The organism is Streptomyces sp. NPDC059009, assembly GCF_042740175.1.
Taxonomy (GTDB): domain Bacteria; phylum Actinomycetota; class Actinomycetes; order Streptomycetales; family Streptomycetaceae; genus Streptomyces.
Genome location: NZ_JBHYJB010000001.1, coordinates 179,966 through 197,303, shown reverse-complemented (window position 1 = coordinate 197,303; position 17,338 = coordinate 179,966). Strand labels below are relative to the sequence as shown.

The window sequence follows — 17,338 nt, the reverse complement described above, 5'->3', positions numbered from 1 at the left end:
ATGGCTGTATCGCTTTCGTATTTCTGCGGGGCGCGTACGAAATGCTAGGAGCCGGTCGTCGGCACTGCCATGACGTATCAATTGCAGTTACGGACACGACCAGCGCCCGCACAGCATGCAGCTCCAAGGGCAGCGCCGCTACGGCTGGTGCGCCATGGACGTGCTGATGTTCCCCGTGGTCTTCAAGGAGCCCGCCGCCGTCACCTCCCGCTGCGCCACAACCGGCGAGCCGATCACTCTCACCGTCACGCCGAACGGCGTCCGTGACCTGACGCCCACCACCGCGGCCGTCACCATCGCCCCCGCCGCCGGCGCCGAAGGTTCTGCGTCCTCCAGGGGGTCTCACTCCTTGCCCCGCGCCTCCAGGAACCGCGCCCGGCTCTCACTCAAGTCCACGATCGGAGCCGGGTAGTCGAACTGCGCCCGGTCCAGGCCCTCCAGGTTCCACGGGGCGTGGACGTGCGGGCCGTCGAGGCTCTTGAGTTCCGGGATCCAGCGGTGGACGTAGCTGCCGTCGGGGTCGTAACGCTTGCCCTGCGTCACGGGGTTGAGGATCCGGTTGGGGCGCGAGTCGGTGCCGGTGCCCGCCGTCCACTGCCAGTTGAGCTGGTTGTTCGCGACGTCGCCGTCCACCAGGAGCTCCAGGAAGTGGCGTGCGCCGACGCGCCAGTCCACGTACAGGGTCTTGGCCAGGAAGCTGGACGTCAGCAGGCGGCCGCGGTTGTGCATCCAGCCCTCGTGGGCGAGTTGGCGCATCGCCGCGTCGACCACCGGGTAGCCCGTGCGGCCCTCCTTCCACGCCGCGATCTCGTCGGCGGCCTCCTCCTCGCCGCGCCAGCGGTCGTTGCGGGTGCGATAGTCCCGGGCCGAGGCGTCCGGGCGCGCCGCGAGCACCTGGTGGTGGAAGTCCCGCCAGCACAACTGCCGCACGAAGGCGTCCGGGCCCGCCCCGCCGCCGCCTCCCGTTCCGCCCCGGGACCGGTGGATCGCCTCGACCGCCGACAAGGTGCCGAAGTGCAGGTGGGGCGAGAGCCGCGACGTGGCGTCGCCCGCCATGTCGTCGTGCAGGTCCTCGTAGGTGGCGATGCCTCGCCGCAGCCAGGTCGCCAGGGCCGCGCGTGCGCGGGTCTCCCCTCCGCGGGCCAGGCCCGGGCTGACCGCGCCCGCGTCGGCGCGCCGGGGCAGCGGCTCCGAGCCGATCGCCGCGGGGACCTCGATGCGGCGCGGCGCGGGCAGCGCCCCGCGCAAGGGCTGCGTGGACCAGCGCCTGAAGTACGGCGTGAACACGGCGAAGTGGTCCGAGCCGGAGGTGGCAGGGGTGATGGCGCCCGGTGCGATCGCGGTGATCACCGCGTCATGGACGTGCAGTTCGCGTCCGTCCCCGGCCAGCGCGCGGCGCAGCCGCTCCTCCCGGGCGTGCGCGTAGGCGCTCACCCCGGCCGCCATGTGGACCGCCCCCGCGTCGGCCTCGGCCGCCACCCGGCACACCTCGGCGGCGAGTTCTCCGCTGCGCACCACGAGCCGGCCGCCGCGCTGCCGCAGCCCCTCGTCGAGGTCGGCGAGACAGTCGGCGAGGAACGCGCGCCTGTTGGGGGTGGCGAATCCGCCCGCGGCGATGGCGTCGTCCACGACGAAGAGCGGGACGACCGCGTCGGCGGAGTCGAGGGCGGCGCGCAGCGGCGGGTGGTCGTGCACACGCAGGTCGGCGGTGAACAGGACGATGGAGACGGTCACTTGGGCCTTTCCGCTCTTCGCTGATGACGGGGGGCGGCGTTCCCCCGCATACGGGGAGCGTGTCCCCTCGTAACGCTGACAGGAGGCACCTGGTTATTGCCATAACCGGGTGACCTGGCTATTTCTCGTCCATTTGCGTTGGACATGACGGACGAGAGCCGCCTAAAGTTCCGATTTTGCGCGAGCCGCTCGGGGAGATGCGGCTCTCTGCGCAGCACCATCACGATCCAGAACCCGTGGGGGGTTTCCACATGTCCAGCCTGCCCGTCGCACCACTGCCACCACCGCCACCACCCGCCCCGTGGGCCTTGCTCCGCCCGCCCGTCGCACTCGGGAAGGCGGTCTCGATCCTGCTGGCCGTCGTCATCGTCACCGATGTCTTCGCCCTCTGGCGGGGCTACCGGTCGATCGACGTGGTGGACCGGCTCGCCTCCTCCGGCTTCGGCTCCGTGACCGACGAGGAGATCGACCGCGCCGACACGTGGTACTCGCTGGCCGGCGGCGCCCAGACCGTGGCGCTGATCGCGACCGCTGTGGTGTTCCTCGTCTGGTTCCACCGCGTGCGGGTCAACGGCGAGGTGTTCGCGCCCGAGTACCACGCGAAGAGCCGGGGCTGGACGATCTGGGGCTGGTTCTGCCCGGTGGTCAACCTCTGGTTCCCGCGCCGGATCGCCCTCGACATCTGGAACGCCAGCTCGGCCGAGAACCGGCGCGGTGCCGCGATCCTGAACTGGTGGTGGGGGGTGTGGGTGATCGCCTGGCTCGCCGGTCGGACGGCCGGTCGGCAGTACGCCCGCGCCGAAACGGCCGAAGAGATCAAGCGCGCTCTCGGTTCGGTCATGGTGACCGACGCACTGGACTTGGCGGCCGCGGTGCTCGCCATCCTCTTCGTGCGCCGCCTCACGTCCATGCAGCACGAGAAGGCCCTGCGGGGTCCGAGCACGGCTCCCTTCGTGCCGAACCTGCCCGCGCTCTAGCGGCGGGCGGTGGCGGACAGCGTCGGCGCCGTCCAGGAGGGGGGCGGCGCGGGGGCCGGTTGTCGGGGGCCGGTTGTCGGGAGGCAGTTGTCGGGAGCCGGGGGAGGGCTTGACCTGGTGATCCTTCGCGGCACAGGATGAGGGCATGTTCATCCACCGCGCCCACGCCTTCGGTACGGCCACCGTGCCGGACCGATGTGGTTGCGCGCGCAGCGGCTTGTAGCGGACTTTTCGATCCCTCGCCGTTGTTCTTCCGCTCTTCCCTCCCGTACGTCGTGTACGCCGCCTGAACCGTGTACGCCCCGTGGGCTCGCAGGTCCCTGACCGGCCGACCCCCGGTGCCTCCAACTCGCTGCACACGTACGGGAGTTCCCCCGTTCCGGACTCCGGAGGTGCCCCATGCCCGTCACCCCTTCCCGCACGCCATCCGCCCCTTCCGCCCTCTCCGGCCCCCTGCGTCCCGCCCTCATCCCCGCCGACGGCCTCTACGAGGGGCGGCGTGTGCTGCGGCGCACCCCGGAGGGGTGGCAGGACCGGCCGTACGAGCTGTTCGACGTCGTGCCGCAGGCCGCCACCATCGGTGCCGAGATCCGCGGCATCGACCTCGCCCGGCCCGTCTCCCCCGAACTGCGCGCGGAGTTGAACCGGGCCCTGCTCGAATGGAAGGTCCTGTTCTTCCGCGGCCAGCACCTGAGCAGCGAGCGGCAGCGCGAATTCGCCCGCAACTGGGGGCAGTTGGAGACCAATCCGCTGCTCGAGCACGGAGACAGCGACGAGGTGGTGCGGTTCGACAAGAGCGCGGCGGCCGTGCCCAGCTTCGAGAACGTGTGGCACACCGACGTGACCTTCCGCGAACGGCCCGCGATGGGCGCGGTGTTGCAGCTGCGCGAGGTTCCGCCCTTCGGGGGCGACACCATGTGGGCCGACATGGCGGCCGCGTACGACAACCTCGACGACGCGGTGAAGGAGCGCATCGACGGGGCCGTCGCCGAGCATGACTTCCTGCCGGGCTTCCGGCGGTTCTACGGGGCGGACCGGCTGGCCCGGTGGCAGGAGAGCTTTCCGCCCGTGCGCCATCCCGTCGTGCGGCGGCACCCCGAGACCGGTCGGCGCATGCTGTTCGTGAACACCTCCTTCACCACCCGGATCCTCGGGGTGGAGCGGGCGGAGAGCGACCGGCTGCTGCGGCTGCTGTTCCAGCAGGCCCATGTGCCCGAGTTCCAGGTGCGGTTCCGCTGGGCGGCCGGTGACCTCGCGTTCTGGGACAACCGGGCCACGCAGCACTACGCCGTCGCCGACTACGGGGACGCCCGCCGGGTCGCCGAGCGCGTGGCGATCGCGGGGGACCGGCCGTACTGACGCGCGCACGCCGGGCGGGCGGGCAGGCGGGCATCGGCGGGGCCCGAGGGTCCCGCCGACGCCCGCAGGGATGGCGGGTCAGACCACGGCGAGCCGGTCCACCAGCAACTTCACTCTCTGCTCGGCGTATTCGGGCGGCAGCCGTCCGGCCCGGGTCAGGGTGGCCAGGCCGTGCAGGCACGCCCAGAACAGCTCGGTGAACAGTCCCGGGTCGATGCCGTCGCCGGCGACCTCGCCGAGGCTTTCCAGCAGGGCGGCGAAGGCGTCCTTGAGCGGCTCGGGGGTGTTCTCCCGGGCGAAGGCCAGGCCGCCGTCGAGCTGGAACATGGCGTCGTAGGCCCCCGGGTTGCTCGCGGCGAAGTCGAGGTAGGCGCGGGCCAGGGCGGTGACCCGCTCGCGCGGGCCGTCGGCGGCGGAGGTCGCGGCCCTGACCGCCACGGCCATCTCGGCCGCGCCCTCCAGCGCGACGGCGCCGATGATCTCCCGTTTGCCGCGGAAGTGGCTGTAGAGGACGGGCTGGCTGTATTCGATGCGCTCGGCGAGACGGCGGGTGGTGACGGCGTCCCAGCCCTGCTGCTCGGCGAGTTCGCGGGCTGTCGCCACGATGAGCCGCTCGCGGCCGACCCGTTCACGCTGCTTGCGTTCCTGTACCGACATGATTTGACCCTAGCACCGCTAGACAATCGAGCGGTAGCAGCGCTAGCGTTGCCTCATCACCTAGCGGCGCTAGATCTCAGGGGGCTGTCATGCTCAACGCACTCCAGGTCGTGACCATCGTGATCGTCGGCGTGATGGTGGGGGTGGAGTTCTCCGTCCCCGTCTTCAGCAACCCGATCCTCAACGCCCTCCCCGGCGACAACGGCCTGCGTGCCCGCACTCACGGGGCCCGGGTGGGCGGAGCCGTGATGCCGTTCTGGTACATCACCTCGCTCGTCCTCGTCGGCATCTGGGCCGGTGCCGAATGGCACCACGACGGCACCGGCCTCGTCGTCACCGCCGGCGCACTGCTGATCGTCAGCGTGCTCCTGTCGGTCCTGGTGCTCGTCCCGATCAACAACCGGGTCAAGGCGTGGACCACCGACAGCCGGCCGGCCGACTGGACGGAGCAGCTGCGGCGCTGGGACCGCTGGCACTACCTCCGCGTCGCCGTCATCGTCGCCGCCTTCACTTTCCTGGCCGCCGCCCTCGTCTGAACCGCGGGCCTGAGGCATCTCTGACAAGGAGTCACCATGACCGTGGAACTGAATCACACCATCGTCCCCGCCCGTGACCCGCAAGCCTCGGCGCAGTTCCTCGCCGGCATCCTCGGCCTGAGCGTCGATCCGCCGGTGGCGCACTTCACGCCGGTCACGCTGGGCAACCAAGTCAGCCTGGACTACGACCAGGTGGACGACTTCGAGCCGCACCACTACGCATTCATGGTCAGTGAGCGGGAGTTCGACGCCGCTCTCGTCCGCATCCAGCACGGCGGAATCACCCACTACGGCGATCCCGCCTGCCAAGAGGCCGGGCAGGTCTATCGCAGCAGGCACGTCGAAGGACGCAGGGGCACGTACTTCCGCGACCCCGACGGACATCTCATGGAGATCCTCACCTCCGGCGTGAAGCGCTGAGCCAATTCCCATTTCCCCGGCGGCGGTCGGCCACCGAAAACGAAGACCCGCAAGGAGAAGAACAATGTCGCTGAAGAAGTTCAACACCGTCCTGGTCTCCGCCTTTGTCCTCTTCATCCTCTGGTTCGGCTCGGAATTCATCCTGAACCCGGAGACGACGGCGCCGACCTTCGGCCTGGCGGACTGGCCGTCCGGCGACGGCGGCGGCTTCCTGGTCATCAAGGGGATCCGCGACGTCGTCCTGGCCCTGGTCCTGGGCATCCTGCTGGTGACGGGCCACCGCCGGGCGCTGGGCTGGGTGCTGCTGGTGGAGTCCTTCGCCGCGTACGGCGACATGGCCACCGTGCTGGCCCACCACGGCTCCGTGGCCATGGCGTTCGGCGTGCACTGCCTGACCGCGACAGTGATGGTGGCCAGCGGTCTGCTGATGCTGCGCGAGACCCGCGGGGCCGCGGCCGCTCCGGCGACGCCCGCCCCGCAGCCCACCTGACGCCGCCTCGGCGGCGAGGGCGGCGCCGCCGATCGCGGTGCCGCCCTCGCCCGGCTCGGCTCGCAACCGCTCGATCCCCGCCGCCGAACTGGCGGAGGCCAGCCGGGTGTTCGGCACTACGATCGCGCACGCCCCGGGATGTGTCCGGGTGCGCGATGATCTGCTGGTGCAACGAGTCATCGATCTCGATCAGGCGGGTGCGGTCGTCGCGGAGCGAGCCGCGCGGTGGCGCGCTGCCGGTCTCACGGTCGGGAGCGTGACGTGGCGGGACGAAGTCGCCCCATGGCCGCAGCAGTTGGAGACCGACAGGACGCTCGTGCGTGATGCCGACTCGGTCGGTGTGGTCGTCGCCGGACCGGCGGACGCCGAGCTGTCGGTGGTGCTGTTCCGGGGCGGCTGGGCCGATGTGGACTTCTACGACGGCCTCGGCGACGCCGGAACACTGCCGGCGTCCGGCATCGAGTCGGCGGCCGCCTTCGCTGTCCGGCTCGATCAGTGGGTGTCGCGCGTCTTCGGGACCGACTGGGCGGCACCGCTGGACGGCGGCGGTCGCTAGCTGCGCCGGTCTCCAGGGCTGTACCGGTCGCCGGAGCAGGGGCCGTCGCCCCTCATGAGGCCGGTCCCAGGTGTTCCAGGTACGCATGCAGGTCGGCTGCCGCGCGCAGGGCGCGCAGGCTGCGGTGGTGCAACTCCTCCTCGCGGTGGGCGAGTTCGGCGCGGACCCGCTCCGGGTTCCCGGTGGCGCGCAGCTCGGTGAGGACCGTGTCGATCACCGGCAGCGGGTAATGGCCGCGGCGCAGCAGGGCGACGACGTGGCCGAGGCGGGCCTCGGCCGGGGAGTAGACGCGGTAGCCGGTGCCGGGCTCGCGGGCCGGGCGCAGCAGTCCGCGGGACTCCCACAGTCGCAACACCGGTGGCTTTACGCCGACAGCCGCGGCCACGTCGCCGATCCGGCGCGCTCGCGCCAGTGTGGCGGGCTCCGGCTTCGCCAGCACCTCGGCGAGTGCGGCCAGCACCGCCGTCAGCGACCTGCGCTCGCGGTCCAGCTCCGCGTGCGCGGCGTCGAGCGCGGCCGGCGCGGCGCGCAGGTCGCCCGCGTGCACGGCCTGCATGACGGTGCGCGCCACCGCCCAGCCGTGTCCGGCGGCGAGGCTGCGGGCGGCGGCGAGGGCGCGCACATGGGCCTCGGTGAAGAGGCGGTAGCCGGCGGGGGTCCGCTCCACCTCGGGCAGCACGCCGGAGTCCACGTAGTTGCGGACCTGCTGCGCCGAGATGCCCGCGGTCCGGGCCACGTCCACTGCTCGCATCTGTACCGTCCCACCTGATCTGCATTTGAAGGTTGTGCCGTTGCCGAGCGCCTGAGTCCACGGCTTGTCGCGGGTCAACCTTCACACAGCACTTCAATGAGAATCTTGAAGGCATGAAGTTCGTACTCGAGGTCGACATGACCGATGCAGCGTTCCGCGAGCACGCCACCGACGAGATCGGCCGCATCCTGCGGTATTGGGGCGGCAATGTGCGGCACTATCCCCTCGCGCCCGGTGACGGCGAGGCGATCCACGACTCCGGCTACCGGGAGGTGGGCGCCTGGCGTGTCACCGAGGGCTGAGCGGCGACCTCTCCGCCGGGGAAGGCCGGATCATCTCCTACGGGGAAGCGGATCATCTCCTGTCGGTGAGGCCCGCGACCGTGTCCCCGGTCCTGAGGCGGGCGGAGAGCCGTACGGGGTGGGACGGGGCGCGCACGGCCAGGGTGGTCTTCGACGTCCTGATCGACGGGGTGTCGGGGGAGCGGATCGACGTCACCGCCCTGCTGCCCGCCGCGAGGAGATAGCGGTGTCCGGACGGCGCGGTCCAGGTGCGGCTCGCCAGCACGTGCAGGCCGAAGCGGCTGCACGCGTGCGTCTTGCGGACGCGTGCGACGTCGGCGGCCGGGGCGTCGGGGGCCTGTGTGGTGTCGCGGAACCGGACCGTGACGTCGCCGGGGCCGCGCCAGGAGTCGTAGCGCACGCAGGACCACACGGCCCTGCCGCCGTGTTCGGGGAGGCGCTGCTCGGCGTAGTCCCAGGTGTTCACGGCCCGGATCCCGCCGCCGTACGCCTGTTGGAGCCCGCACGCGATGTGGGCCCAGGCCAGCAGGGCAGGGGTTCCCGTCGCCTCCCTGGGCTGGCGGGCGGGCACCGACGACGAAGGCAGCGGTGTGTACGTGAGGTGGGCGGGGGCGGGGCCGCCGAGGTCGGACAGGAGGAAGGCGTGCTTCTCCGCGACCTTGGAGGAGGAACGGAGTTGGAGCACCGGCCATGACGTGCACGAGCCTTGTCGGGTGGGCACGGGGGCGCGATCCGTGATGCCCGTGCCGGAGACGGGGAGGCCGCGGGCCGGGGTGTTGGGGCGCAGCAGGTCGCGCGTGGCGCTCTCGGCGATCCAGGGGGCCAGCAGGAAGCGGGCTGATTCCTTGCCTCGGTTCCCGGCCTCGCCCCCGCCCCCGCTCCTGCCGCCGGTCCTGCTCCGGGAGACCTCGACGGCTCCTGCCGTGGTCACGTCGGACTCGTCGGTGCGGGCGAAGTCGATCGTGAACGCCGCCCCCGCGTCATCGGCGCCGGTCCCGTTTCCGGTCCCGTCTGCGTTCCCGTCTTCGATCCCGGCCGGTTCGCCGTAGCGCACCAGCCGCATACCGTCGTGGAGGACGACGATCGCGCGCCCGTCCACCTTCCCCGCGAAGAGCAACTGCGGTGGGCGCGACGGAGGTTCGGTGGGGGTGCCGGGCGTGGCGGTGCGGCGCAGGTCGCGGGTGGGGCGGGCCGACCACGCCGCCAGCGCCCGCGCCAACACCGTGTGGTCGTCGGCCAGTTCGCCCCGTGCGGGCCAGGCGGAGAAGTCGATGCGCGCGGTGTGCAGCCACTCGTCGTCCGCGACGCGCTCCAAGTTCCGCGGGTTCAGGGTCCTTTGGGATGTCTCTGCGCCGGAGAGCGGCAACGGCAGCGACAGCGGGCTGGTGGGCGTGGAGTCGTCCGCGAAGTGGACGGCGGTCACACCTGCCGCCGCCACGAGGACGAGGGCGGTGAGGAACCCGGCCAGGCGGCGGTTGCGGCGGCGCAGCAGGTCGGTCGGGCCCGCCTGCACGGCACACGGGTCGAACTCGTCGGAGAGGACCAGCGGTTCGGCGGGTGCGCCGAAGCTCTCCTCCAACGTCCGTGCCTCCGCGCGGAACCGGGACGCGTCGGGCACGCCGACCGCGGTGAGCACCGCGTCGATGTCCGCGTCGCCGAGACCGTCGAGGTGGCGCAGTGCGAAGGCGGCGCGTGCGGGCGGGGAGACGGCGTGCAGGGCCTGGTCGAGTTCGGCCTCGGCGGTGCCGCCCAGGTGCGGGAAGAGCCGCAGGCCCCACACCATCGGCAAGGTGGGCCGCAGCATGCGCGGCGGCGGCAGGAAGCGGGGCCAGCCGTGCGGGCGGTGCGCGTGGCGCAGGGCCCGCCGGAGCACCCGCTCCCGTACGAGGAAGTACTCGGCCCCGTGGGCCTGGTGGGTCTCGTGCGCGTCGTGCGCGTCGTGTGCCTCATGGGGCGTGTCCGGGTCGTGCCGCTGACCCGGCAGGAGGTGCAGGGGAGTGTGCGGGAGCGCCTGCTGGACCACGGCGTGCGCGCCGAGGACGCGGCTGTGGCGGCCGAGGCGGCGCGGCAGGACCACATAGGCGAGGCGGACGAGCCGGGCGTACTGCTCGACGAGCGTCGCTTCTATGGCGTCCAGTCGTGTGGCGGCGAACGGCAGCCACTTGGGTACGGGCACGAGCGGGATCACCTCTGAGTGCGGCGAGTGTGGCGAGTGCGGCGAGGGTGGTGAACGTGACGGGACGGGCATGAAGACCGGTGTCACTCGCCTCGTGCAACGAAGTGATCATGTATCGGTCACGAGACGCCCGTTGCCCCCGCCGCCCCGGCCGCGCCGTCCCCGTACAGCCGCGCCGAAGCGTCCACGTGTGCGAGCCTGCGCATCGCGTTGAACGCCGCCTCGCCGAGCACCGTGCCGATCACCACGCTCTCCACCAGGTCCTCGACCGCGACCCGGCGGCCCACATAGCCGAGGTCGGCGCGGGCGACCTGCTCGGCGGCGTCGGCGTAGGCGTCGAGGAGTTCGACGAAGTCGGCGTGGCCGACGCGGTTCAGGGCGGCGAGGGCGCGGGCGAGGTCTCCGGCGGCGTTGTTCGACGGGTCGGCCCGCCAGCCGCGACGGGAGATCAGGTCCTCGACGGCGGTCTGCGCGGCGGCCGCCTCGGCGTCGTCGTCCGTCGCGTCCGGCCCGCCGAGGCGGTGGGTGGCCGCGCCGAGCACCTTGTGGAGCGGGCGCTCCGGGTCGTCGACGGCGCCCAACACCTCGGCGATCGCCGCTACTTTGAGTCCTCCCACCTCCAGGAGCGCCCGGATCAACCGGAGCCGACGCTCGTGCACCTCGTCGTACTGCGCCTGGTTCGGGCTGCTCAACTCACCCTGCGGCAGCAGTCCTTCGCGTACGTAGTACTTGATCGTCGGCACCGGGACACCGGTCCTGCGGCTCAACTCGCCTATGCGCACGGTCTGTTCACGCCCTCGTTCGTTCTCGCTCGTCGTCGGTCTCCGGCGGTTCCTGCCCGGACCGCCCTTGCCAACCCCGGCCCCATCATAGATAGTTGCGCTATCGGATAGCGGATAGCGCCGCTATCCATGATTCTTCCTCGCTACGCGGCTTCTCCACGCAACCGATCTCTCAGGGGACACCTATGTCTTTGTCCTTATGGCGTACCTGGCACCGCCCACTCGTGCTGTTCTCCGCCTCGATGGCCGCCCTGGCCGTCATCTCCGCGGTCGGCCTCGCCGTCGACGACCGGGTCCTGGTGGGCGCCCCGATCTGGGCCAAGCCGTTCAAGTTCGCGCTGTCCTTCGTCGCGTACGGGCTCTCGCTCGCCTGGATGCTGTCGTGGCTCGACTGGGGGCGGCGCGCCGGCTGGTGGGCGGGGACCGTGGTCGCCGCGGCCGGCCTGGTCGAGATGGTGATCATCACCGGACAGGTGGTGCGCGGGAAGCGCAGCCACTTCAATTACCAAACCCCCTTCGACGAAGCCCTGTTCAACGCGATGGCCGTCACCGTCGTCGTCCTCTGGGCCGCCACCCTCGTCATCGCCGTCCTCCTGCTGCGCGCCCGCATCGCCGACCGCGCCTCGGCCTGGGCCATGCGGTGCGGCGTCGCGATCGCCCTCGCCGGGGCGGCCGTCGGCTTCCTGATGACCCAGCCCGCGCCCGGGCAGGTGCGCGGCGAGTCCGACGTCGTCGGCGCGCACAGCGTGGGGGTGCCGGACGGCGGCCCCTCGATGCCGCTGACCGGCTGGTCGGCGACCGGCGGCGACCTGCGCATCCCGCACTTCTTCGGCATGCACGCGCTGCAGCTGCTTCCGCTCGTGGTGATGGGCCTCGTCGCGCTCATGCCCCGGTCCGTGCGCCTCGCCGACGAGCGGGTGCGTGTGCGCCTGGTGCTCGTGGCCTCCGGCTCGTACGCGGCGCTCTTCGCCCTGCTCGCCTGGCAGGCGCTGCGGGGGCAGCCGTTGATCCACCCGGACGGTGTGACGCTGGCGGTCGCGGGCGGGGTCGTGGTGGCCACGGGGGTTGCCGGGTACTGGGCGGTCCGTTCCGCGCAGGGGGCAGGCTCTCCGTCCCGTAAGGAAGGGTCAAGCTCTCCATCCCGTAAGGAAGTTGAGGAAGCCGAGGAAGCCAAGGTGGCCAAGGAAACCAAGGAAACCAAGGAAGCCGAGGCCGTGGCATGACCGGGTTCCTCTTCGATCTCTCCTTCTGGCTGGCCGCCCCGGTCTGGCTTCTCATGATCTTCGCTCCGGCCTGGCGCGTGACCGCCCGTGTCGCCGCCTCGCCGCTGACCGTCGTGCCGATCCTGGTCGTCTATCTGGCGCTGGCGGTGCCCGTCCTCCCCGAACTGTGGGCCGCCGTCCGCAGCCCGAGCCTCGACGGCTTCCGCGAGCTGACGGCGCTCGCCGACGGGGCCGGTGCCGTCTGGGCGCAGGTCATCGGGTGGGATCTGCTGATCGGGCAGTGGATGTACCGGGAGGGGCGGCGGCTCGGGGTGCATGCGCTGGTGATGGGGCCGCTGCTGGTGTTCACGATTCTGCTGTCGCCGTTCGGGGTGCTGGTCTTTCTGGGGCTGCGGGCGATGGTCGGTGGCGGTGGTGGCCGGCGTCGCGGTGCGGCTGGGGAGGCTGGTGCCGGGAGTGCTCCCGGGGTGACTGCGGCGGCCGGGGCCGCGCGCATGGACACCTAGACTGGGGCCCCGCACAGGAGGCGGCAGAGCGGGCAGGACAGGAGAGTGCAGTGGCGTCGGACGTCGTGGGCGGCGGAGGCGGCGAGGGCTTCGAGGACCCGCCCGCCGAGGTGCTCGCGGAGGCGGCCGCGGCGTTCGGGCTCCTCGCCTCCTCGGCTCGGCTGCACATCATGTGGGCCCTCGCGCAGGGCGAGAGCGACGTCACCCACCTCGCCGACCGGGTGGGCGGGGCACTGCCCGCCGTCAGCCAGCATCTGGCGAAGCTGAAGCTCGCCGGGCTCGTGCGCTCCCGCCGGGAGGGGCGGCGGCAGATCTACTTCGTCGGTGACCCCGATGTCGTGACGGTCGTGCGGCTGGTGGTCGGGCAGCTGACGGACTCCGGCTCGGACTCCGGCTCGGGTTCCGGCACCGGCTCCGGCTCTTCGTCGGCCGTGGTGCGGCGGCTGCGCGGGACCGGGGCGTGACGGTGCGGGTGCGTCGCGGTGCGTGAGTCGGCCCCGGTGGCGGCCGTCGCAGACTCGGACCCGGTCCCGGCCTCTGTTGTGCCTGCCGCGCCCGCCGGTGCCCCTACCGTTCTGCAGACGCTGCGCGCCCTCGACAGCGGGCCGCGCGGGCTGACCGAGATGGACGCGGAGGAGCGGCTCGCCCGCTTCGGCGAGAACGTGGTGGCGGGGCGGCGCGAGGCATCCTGGGCGCGGCTGTCCGTACGAGGGCTCCGTGACCCGTTCACGGCCGTGCTGCTCTGCCTCGGGGCCGTCTCTGCGGTCGTCGCCTCGTGGGGCACCGCCTCCGTGATCGTGCTCCTCGTGGTGGTCAGCTGTGTGCTGCGGGCCTGCGGGGAACACCGGGCCGACCGGTCCATGAGCGCACTGCGCGGGCTCGTCGCCACCACGGCCACTGTGTTGCGGCGCCCGCACGAGGACGAGGCGGCCGCCGCGCGGGAGATCCCCGTCGCCGAGCTCGTGCCCGGCGACGTGATCCGGCTCGGTCCGGGAGACCTGGTCCCCGCCGACGTACGACTGCTGCGGGCGCGCGGACTGACCGTGCACCAGGCGGCGCTGACCGGGGAGTCGGCGCCGGTCGCCAAGGATGCGGACGATGCGCGTACGGCACAGGCTGCGGCGACCACTCCGGTCGCGCCGACCGCTCCGGCCGCAGCGACCGTACCGGCCGCGCCGACCTCACCCGCACCGACCGCACCCGCACCCGACGGGGCGCCCTTCGACCTGCCGCAGCTCTGCTTCCAGGGCAGCAGCGTCGCCTCCGGGAGCGGCACCGCCGTGGTCGTCGCCACGGGGGAGCGGACCCGGTTCGCCGCCGCGCACGACGGGCGGGACGACCGGCGCGGGGCGAGCACCTTCGACCGTTCCGTGCACGGCATCGCATGGATCCTCATCCGGTTCATGCTGCTGACCCCGCCGCTGGTCCTCATAGCCGACGCGGCGCTGCGCGGGCGCGGCCTGGAGACGCTGCCGTTCGCCGTGGCGGTCGCGGTCGGGCTCACCCCCGAGATGCTGCCCGTCATCGTCACCACCTGTCTCGCCCGCGGCACCACCCTGCTCGCCCGCGCCCACGGCGTGATCGTCAAACGGCTGCCCGCGCTGCACGACCTCGGCGCCGTCGACGTGCTGTGCCTGGACAAGACCGGCACCCTCACCCAGGACCGCCCCGTCGTCGACCGCGCCCTCGACGCGGACGGCCGCGACGCCCCCGACGTCCTGCGCCGGGCCGCCGTCAACGCCTGGTGGACCCTCCAGCTCGCCGACCTGCCCGCACCCGACGCCCTCGACGAGGCGATCCTGGACGCGTCCGACGAGGACGAGCTCATGGCGTACGACGGGGTGGACGCTCTTCCGTTCGACGCGGACCGGCGCCTGGCCACAGCCGTCGTGCGGACCCCGAGGGCGTCGGGCGGCCGCCTCGGCACGCACACCCTCGTCGTCAAGGGCGCCGTGGAATCCGTACTGGAGCGGTGTGCCCTGGAACCGGAGCGGCGCGCGGAGCTCCTGGACCGGGCCGCCCGGCTCGCGGACGACGGGCTGCGCGTCCTGGCCGTCGCCACCGCCGAACGCCCCGCCCGCACCCGCGACTACACCCCCGCCGACGAGCGCGGGCTGACCTTCGACGGCTTCGTCACCCTGCGGGACGCGCTCGCGCCGACCGCCGCCGAGACGCTCAAGGGCCTCGCCGAACGGGGCGTCGCGATCAAGGTGCTCACCGGGGACCACCCGGGCACGGCGCTGCGGGCGTGCCGTGACCTGGGGATCCAGGTACCAGCGGAAGGCGACGCGGAAGGCGACGCGGAAGGCGCCCCGGAAGGCGACCCGGGAGGCGACCCGAAAGGCGATCCGGCCGTACGCGAGGGCGTGCTGACCGCCGACCGTATCGACGCCCTCACCGACCCCGAACTCGCCGCTGCCGCCGCCCGCACCACCGTCTTCGCCCGCTGCGCACCCGGCCACAAGGCGCGCGTCATCGCCGCGCTCCGCTCCGGCGGCCACTCCGGTGGAGACTCGGGCGGCCACACTGTCGGCTTCCTCGGCGACGGCGTCAACGACCTGCCCGCGCTGCGCGCCGCCGACGTCGGCATCGCCGCGCGGGACGCCGTGGCGGTCGTGCGCGACAGCGCCGACGTGGTCCTCGCCGACGCCGCGAAGGACCTGGGCGCGGTCGAGCACGCGATCACGGCGGGGCGCCGCTCCACCGGGAACATCGCGGCGTACCTGCGCGTCACCCTCTCCTCGAACCTCGGCAACGTCATCGCGATGCTCGCCGCCGGGCTGCTCCTGCCCTTCCTGCCGATGCTCCCGGCGCAGGTCCTCGCCCAGAACCTGGCCTTCGACGCGGCCCAGCTGGCCTTCGCGTACGACCGGCCGAACCGCGCCGTCACCCGCCGCCCGGCCGTCCTGCGCCCCCGCGAACTCCTGCGCTTCATCACCTGGTTCGGCGTCCTGAACGCCGTCGCCGACCTCGCGACCTTCGGCGTCCTCGCGCTGGCCCTGCACGGACCCGACGGCCTCGACGACGCGGCCGTCTTCCACTCCGGCTGGTTCACCGAGAACCTGCTGACCCAGGCCCTCGTCATGCTGCTCCTGCGCACGGGCCGACGGGCCGCCGAGGGCCGTGGGGCGAACCCGGTGCACTGGGCGGCGGCCGCCCTGATCGTGACGGGCCTCCTGGTGCCGCTGTCGCCGCTCGGCTCCCTGCTCGGACTCGCCACGCTGCCGGTGTCGTACTACCTGCTGCTCGCCGTGGTTCTCGTGCTGTACGCGGGCGGGTTGGTGGCGGCGCGTGGGTGGTACGAGCGCCGAAGCGCGTAGCTCCTCGCGCAAGCTCCCGAGGGCTGGCCGCAGCAGCCCACGTACAGCAGGTGGGCGGGGTCCAAGGACATCGCCGCGCTGTACGGCACGGAGACCCTCTGACGGAAACCGTCTGACGGAGCCCCTCTGACGGAGACCGTCTAAGCGATCGCCTGCGGCGCCTTCAGGGGCGCCGCAGCCCGGCGGCGCATCATGAGCGTGTGCTGTGCCGCGAGCGTCAGGCCCAGGCCGAGCCAGAGCGCGTCGGCGTTGAACGGCTCGTGGAACGCGAGCGCCCCGGTCGCCACGAACACCACCCGGACGGCCACCGTCCCGACCCACAGGGCAAGGACCCTGCGGTCTCCCTTGCGCAGCACGCGCCCGTCGGGCTCCTTCCACATGGGGAACACGGCTCCCCGCCAGACGCCGAGGCCGATCGAGGCGAGCAGCGAGAGCACCAGCAGCACGATGCTCGCGGGCTCCCATGCGGCGGGGCCGGGCGGGATGCAGCCGCGGACGACGAGTACACCCACCCAGAAGTACAGGCGATACGTGACGGTCCGGACGGTGAACTGCCGGACGACGACGAGGGCGATGATGCCGACGATGAGGATGATGTTCGTGTCGGCCATCGTCTTCCTTCTTCCCCGTGCGCCCCACATCACGGCCATACGGTGTGAGGCTCTTGCGTCACCAGGAGTCTGGACGTAGCCGGTGGCCGTGTAAAGGCGGCTCTGCGCACGCCAGTTGAGACGATCGCCACAACCAGGGGAGACGGCCTCCAAAACCGGTGGAGCGGCGCCGCCGTGTGCCGCTACCGTGCTGCCGGACCAAGTCGCCCAGGCAAGGACGTGCCGTTGTACACCGTGTGAGACCTCCCGAGAGCTGATCTGTCGCGCGTCGCGCCTGTGCGCCGCGCTGCCTCTTGCTGCGGACTTCTCACTGAAATCGGTGTACCTCTGTGCTCAATAGCTGGGTGGTCATGCCCACCTGCCTGCCGACGGTCCTCCGCCGTTGCCGCGCCTGCGCGTCCGGGCGCTTCCGGCCCCACGGCAAATTCCGTGCCAACGCCCACCACAAGCTCCTCGACGCCTGGCTCCTCGTGCTCTGCACCACGTGCGGGGAGACGGCCAAGCTCACGGTCTTCGAGCGGACGAATGTGCGCTCCATACGGCCTGATCTGCTTGACCGGATGCACGACAACGACCCTTCCCTTGCAGCCGAGTTGCTCCAGGATCCGGTGGTACGGCGCCGCAACCGCATCGCCCTCGACTGGGCGGGCGCATGGCGCCTGGACACCGGCGGATCGGATCACCTGGACGACGCCGAGGTGATCGACGTCTCGGTCCGCTTCGCGGCACGGATCCCGGTCCGGCCGGTGCGGCTGATCGCTGAAGGGTGCGGTCTCTCGCGGGCCGGGGTCGAGAGGCTGGTCGAGGAGGGGAAGGTCGTCTCGGCGGTCCGGCTGGCCGCCAAGACCTCCGGTGACTTCACCTTCACGCTCAAGCGCTGAACCTCGACGGGACCGGGACCGGGGCCTGTCCGGCAAGATCCGCCGGGCAGGCCCCAA

Annotated in this window: 19 protein-coding genes and 1 pseudogene; 13 read left to right on the top strand and 7 right to left on the bottom strand. The window is 72.1% G+C overall.

Annotation, left to right across the window (positions count from 1 at the left end; translation table 11 throughout):
- Nucleotides 1-115 precede the first annotated feature (115 nt).
- Entirely contained in the window at nt 116-412 is a 297-nt protein-coding gene (gene merB, locus ACFWYM_RS00895) for an organomercurial lyase (RefSeq protein ID WP_384828463.1), read from the top strand.
- Here the strand turns inward: merB and ACFWYM_RS00890 are convergent.
- Entirely contained in the window at nt 343-1,734 is a 1,392-nt protein-coding gene (locus ACFWYM_RS00890) for a cryptochrome/photolyase family protein (RefSeq protein ID WP_384828461.1), read from the bottom strand. The genes merB and ACFWYM_RS00890 overlap by 70 nt on opposite strands.
- A gap of 251 nt (nt 1,735-1,985) precedes the next feature.
- Between ACFWYM_RS00890 and ACFWYM_RS00885 the strand changes: the two genes are divergently transcribed.
- Together ACFWYM_RS00885 and ACFWYM_RS00880 are read left to right on the top strand one after the other, a co-directional pair.
- A complete protein-coding gene (locus ACFWYM_RS00885; RefSeq protein ID WP_384828459.1) occupies nt 1,986-2,711 on the top strand; it encodes a DUF4328 domain-containing protein in 726 nt (241 codons plus the stop codon).
- A gap of 399 nt (nt 2,712-3,110) precedes the next feature.
- Nucleotides 3,111-4,070, top strand: coding sequence for a TauD/TfdA dioxygenase family protein (locus tag ACFWYM_RS00880; protein WP_384828457.1), 960 nt, complete (start codon nt 3,111-3,113; stop codon nt 4,068-4,070).
- Nucleotides 4,071-4,148: 78 nt separating this feature from the next.
- Here the strand turns inward: ACFWYM_RS00880 and ACFWYM_RS00875 are convergent, their stop codons facing one another.
- Nucleotides 4,149-4,727 carry a TetR/AcrR family transcriptional regulator gene (locus ACFWYM_RS00875; protein WP_384828455.1) on the bottom strand — a complete coding sequence of 193 codons (579 nt, stop codon included), beginning with the start codon at nt 4,725-4,727 and terminating at the stop codon, nt 4,149-4,151.
- A gap of 89 nt (nt 4,728-4,816) precedes the next feature.
- Here ACFWYM_RS00875 and ACFWYM_RS00870 point away from each other — a divergent pair, with 89 nt between their 5' ends.
- From ACFWYM_RS00870 to ACFWYM_RS00860, 3 genes are all read left to right on the top strand, one after another.
- The gene (locus ACFWYM_RS00870) at nt 4,817-5,263 is read left to right on the top strand and encodes an anthrone oxygenase family protein (RefSeq protein WP_384828453.1); all 447 of its coding nucleotides are present in this window, start codon (nt 4,817-4,819) and stop codon (nt 5,261-5,263) included.
- 36 nt (nt 5,264-5,299) lie between these two features.
- Complete coding sequence (locus ACFWYM_RS00865) at nt 5,300-5,683, top strand: VOC family protein (protein ID WP_384828451.1); 384 nt, start codon at nt 5,300-5,302, stop codon at nt 5,681-5,683.
- Nucleotides 5,684-5,747: 64 nt separating this feature from the next.
- A complete protein-coding gene (locus ACFWYM_RS00860) occupies nt 5,748-6,173 on the top strand; it encodes a DUF4267 domain-containing protein (RefSeq protein ID WP_384828449.1) in 426 nt (141 codons plus the stop codon).
- Here ACFWYM_RS00860 and ACFWYM_RS00855 read toward each other — a convergent pair.
- A pseudogene (locus ACFWYM_RS00855) lies at nt 6,162-6,284 on the bottom strand (dihydrofolate reductase); the annotation flags it as partial. The gene ACFWYM_RS00860 and the pseudogene ACFWYM_RS00855 sit on opposite strands and share 12 nt — an antisense overlap.
- A 55-nt stretch (nt 6,285-6,339) precedes the next feature.
- Between ACFWYM_RS00855 and ACFWYM_RS00850 the strand changes: the two are divergent.
- Nucleotides 6,340-6,729: a hypothetical protein gene (locus ACFWYM_RS00850; RefSeq protein ID WP_384828447.1), complete on the top strand. Its 390-nt coding sequence runs from the start codon at nt 6,340-6,342 to the stop codon at nt 6,727-6,729.
- 52 nt (nt 6,730-6,781) lie between these two features.
- Here the strand turns inward: ACFWYM_RS00850 and ACFWYM_RS00845 are convergent, their stop codons facing one another.
- The gene (locus ACFWYM_RS00845; protein ID WP_384828445.1) at nt 6,782-7,480 is read right to left on the bottom strand and encodes a MerR family transcriptional regulator; all 699 of its coding nucleotides are present in this window, start codon (nt 7,478-7,480) and stop codon (nt 6,782-6,784) included.
- Between the two features lie 113 nt (nt 7,481-7,593).
- On the opposite strand from ACFWYM_RS00845, the gene ACFWYM_RS00840 reads away from it, so the two are divergent.
- On the top strand, nt 7,594-7,782 hold the full coding sequence (locus tag ACFWYM_RS00840) for a hypothetical protein (RefSeq protein WP_384828443.1): 189 nt from the start codon (nt 7,594-7,596) through the stop codon (nt 7,780-7,782).
- A gap of 52 nt (nt 7,783-7,834) precedes the next feature.
- On the opposite strand, the gene ACFWYM_RS00835 is transcribed toward ACFWYM_RS00840, so the two are convergent.
- Together ACFWYM_RS00835 and ACFWYM_RS00830 are read right to left on the bottom strand one after the other, a co-directional pair.
- On the bottom strand, nt 7,835-9,958 hold the full coding sequence (locus ACFWYM_RS00835; protein WP_384828441.1) for a hypothetical protein: 2,124 nt from the start codon (nt 9,956-9,958) through the stop codon (nt 7,835-7,837).
- A 119-nt stretch (nt 9,959-10,077) separates the two neighbouring features.
- Complete coding sequence (locus tag ACFWYM_RS00830; RefSeq protein WP_384828439.1) at nt 10,078-10,740, bottom strand: MerR family transcriptional regulator; 663 nt, start codon at nt 10,738-10,740, stop codon at nt 10,078-10,080.
- A gap of 242 nt (nt 10,741-10,982) precedes the next feature.
- Here ACFWYM_RS00830 and ACFWYM_RS00825 point away from each other — a divergent pair, with 242 nt between their 5' ends.
- Genes ACFWYM_RS00825 through ACFWYM_RS00810 form a run of 4 tightly spaced genes read left to right on the top strand, consistent with a single transcriptional unit; the run spans nt 10,983 to nt 15,789 of the window.
- Complete coding sequence (locus tag ACFWYM_RS00825; protein ID WP_384828823.1) at nt 10,983-11,963, top strand: hypothetical protein; 981 nt, start codon at nt 10,983-10,985, stop codon at nt 11,961-11,963.
- On the top strand, nt 11,960-12,469 hold the full coding sequence (locus ACFWYM_RS00820) for an ABA4-like family protein (protein ID WP_384828437.1): 510 nt from the start codon (nt 11,960-11,962) through the stop codon (nt 12,467-12,469). The genes ACFWYM_RS00825 and ACFWYM_RS00820 overlap by 4 nt, the downstream gene beginning before the upstream one ends.
- A gap of 50 nt (nt 12,470-12,519) precedes the next feature.
- Entirely contained in the window at nt 12,520-12,933 is a 414-nt protein-coding gene (locus tag ACFWYM_RS00815; protein ID WP_384828435.1) for an ArsR/SmtB family transcription factor, read from the top strand.
- A gap of 18 nt (nt 12,934-12,951) precedes the next feature.
- Nucleotides 12,952-15,789, top strand: a complete 2,838-nt coding sequence (locus tag ACFWYM_RS00810) for an HAD-IC family P-type ATPase (protein ID WP_384828433.1) — start codon at nt 12,952-12,954, stop codon at nt 15,787-15,789.
- A gap of 140 nt (nt 15,790-15,929) precedes the next feature.
- Here the strand turns inward: ACFWYM_RS00810 and ACFWYM_RS00805 are convergent, their stop codons facing one another.
- Nucleotides 15,930-16,400, bottom strand: coding sequence for a hypothetical protein (locus tag ACFWYM_RS00805; RefSeq protein ID WP_384828431.1), 471 nt, complete (start codon nt 16,398-16,400; stop codon nt 15,930-15,932).
- Between the two features lie 329 nt (nt 16,401-16,729).
- On the opposite strand from ACFWYM_RS00805, the gene ACFWYM_RS00800 reads away from it, so the two are divergent.
- Complete coding sequence (locus ACFWYM_RS00800) at nt 16,730-17,281, top strand: DUF1062 domain-containing protein (protein ID WP_384828429.1); 552 nt, start codon at nt 16,730-16,732, stop codon at nt 17,279-17,281.
- Nucleotides 17,282-17,338: the final 57 nt, after the last annotated feature.

Bases quoted from the DNA above. Each gene is read 5' to 3' on its own strand.
- ACFWYM_RS00825 (WP_384828823.1), top strand. From the start codon at position 10,983: ATGGCCGCCCTGGCCGTCATCTCCGCGGTCGGCCTCGCCGTCGACGAC.
- ACFWYM_RS00885 (WP_384828459.1), top strand. From the start codon at position 1,986: ATGTCCAGCCTGCCCGTCGCACCACTGCCACCACCGCCACCACCCGCC.
- ACFWYM_RS00880 (WP_384828457.1), top strand. From the start codon at position 3,111: ATGCCCGTCACCCCTTCCCGCACGCCATCCGCCCCTTCCGCCCTCTCC.
- ACFWYM_RS00875 (WP_384828455.1), bottom strand. From the start codon at position 4,727: ATGTCGGTACAGGAACGCAAGCAGCGTGAACGGGTCGGCCGCGAGCGG.
- ACFWYM_RS00870 (WP_384828453.1), top strand. From the start codon at position 4,817: ATGCTCAACGCACTCCAGGTCGTGACCATCGTGATCGTCGGCGTGATG.
- ACFWYM_RS00840 (WP_384828443.1), top strand. From the start codon at position 7,594: ATGAAGTTCGTACTCGAGGTCGACATGACCGATGCAGCGTTCCGCGAG.
- ACFWYM_RS00860 (WP_384828449.1), top strand. From the start codon at position 5,748: ATGTCGCTGAAGAAGTTCAACACCGTCCTGGTCTCCGCCTTTGTCCTC.
- merB (WP_384828463.1), top strand. From the start codon at position 116: ATGCAGCTCCAAGGGCAGCGCCGCTACGGCTGGTGCGCCATGGACGTG.
- ACFWYM_RS00805 (WP_384828431.1), bottom strand. From the start codon at position 16,400: ATGGCCGACACGAACATCATCCTCATCGTCGGCATCATCGCCCTCGTC.
- ACFWYM_RS00845 (WP_384828445.1), bottom strand. From the start codon at position 7,480: ATGCGAGCAGTGGACGTGGCCCGGACCGCGGGCATCTCGGCGCAGCAG.
- ACFWYM_RS00820 (WP_384828437.1), top strand. From the start codon at position 11,960: ATGACCGGGTTCCTCTTCGATCTCTCCTTCTGGCTGGCCGCCCCGGTC.
- ACFWYM_RS00865 (WP_384828451.1), top strand. From the start codon at position 5,300: ATGACCGTGGAACTGAATCACACCATCGTCCCCGCCCGTGACCCGCAA.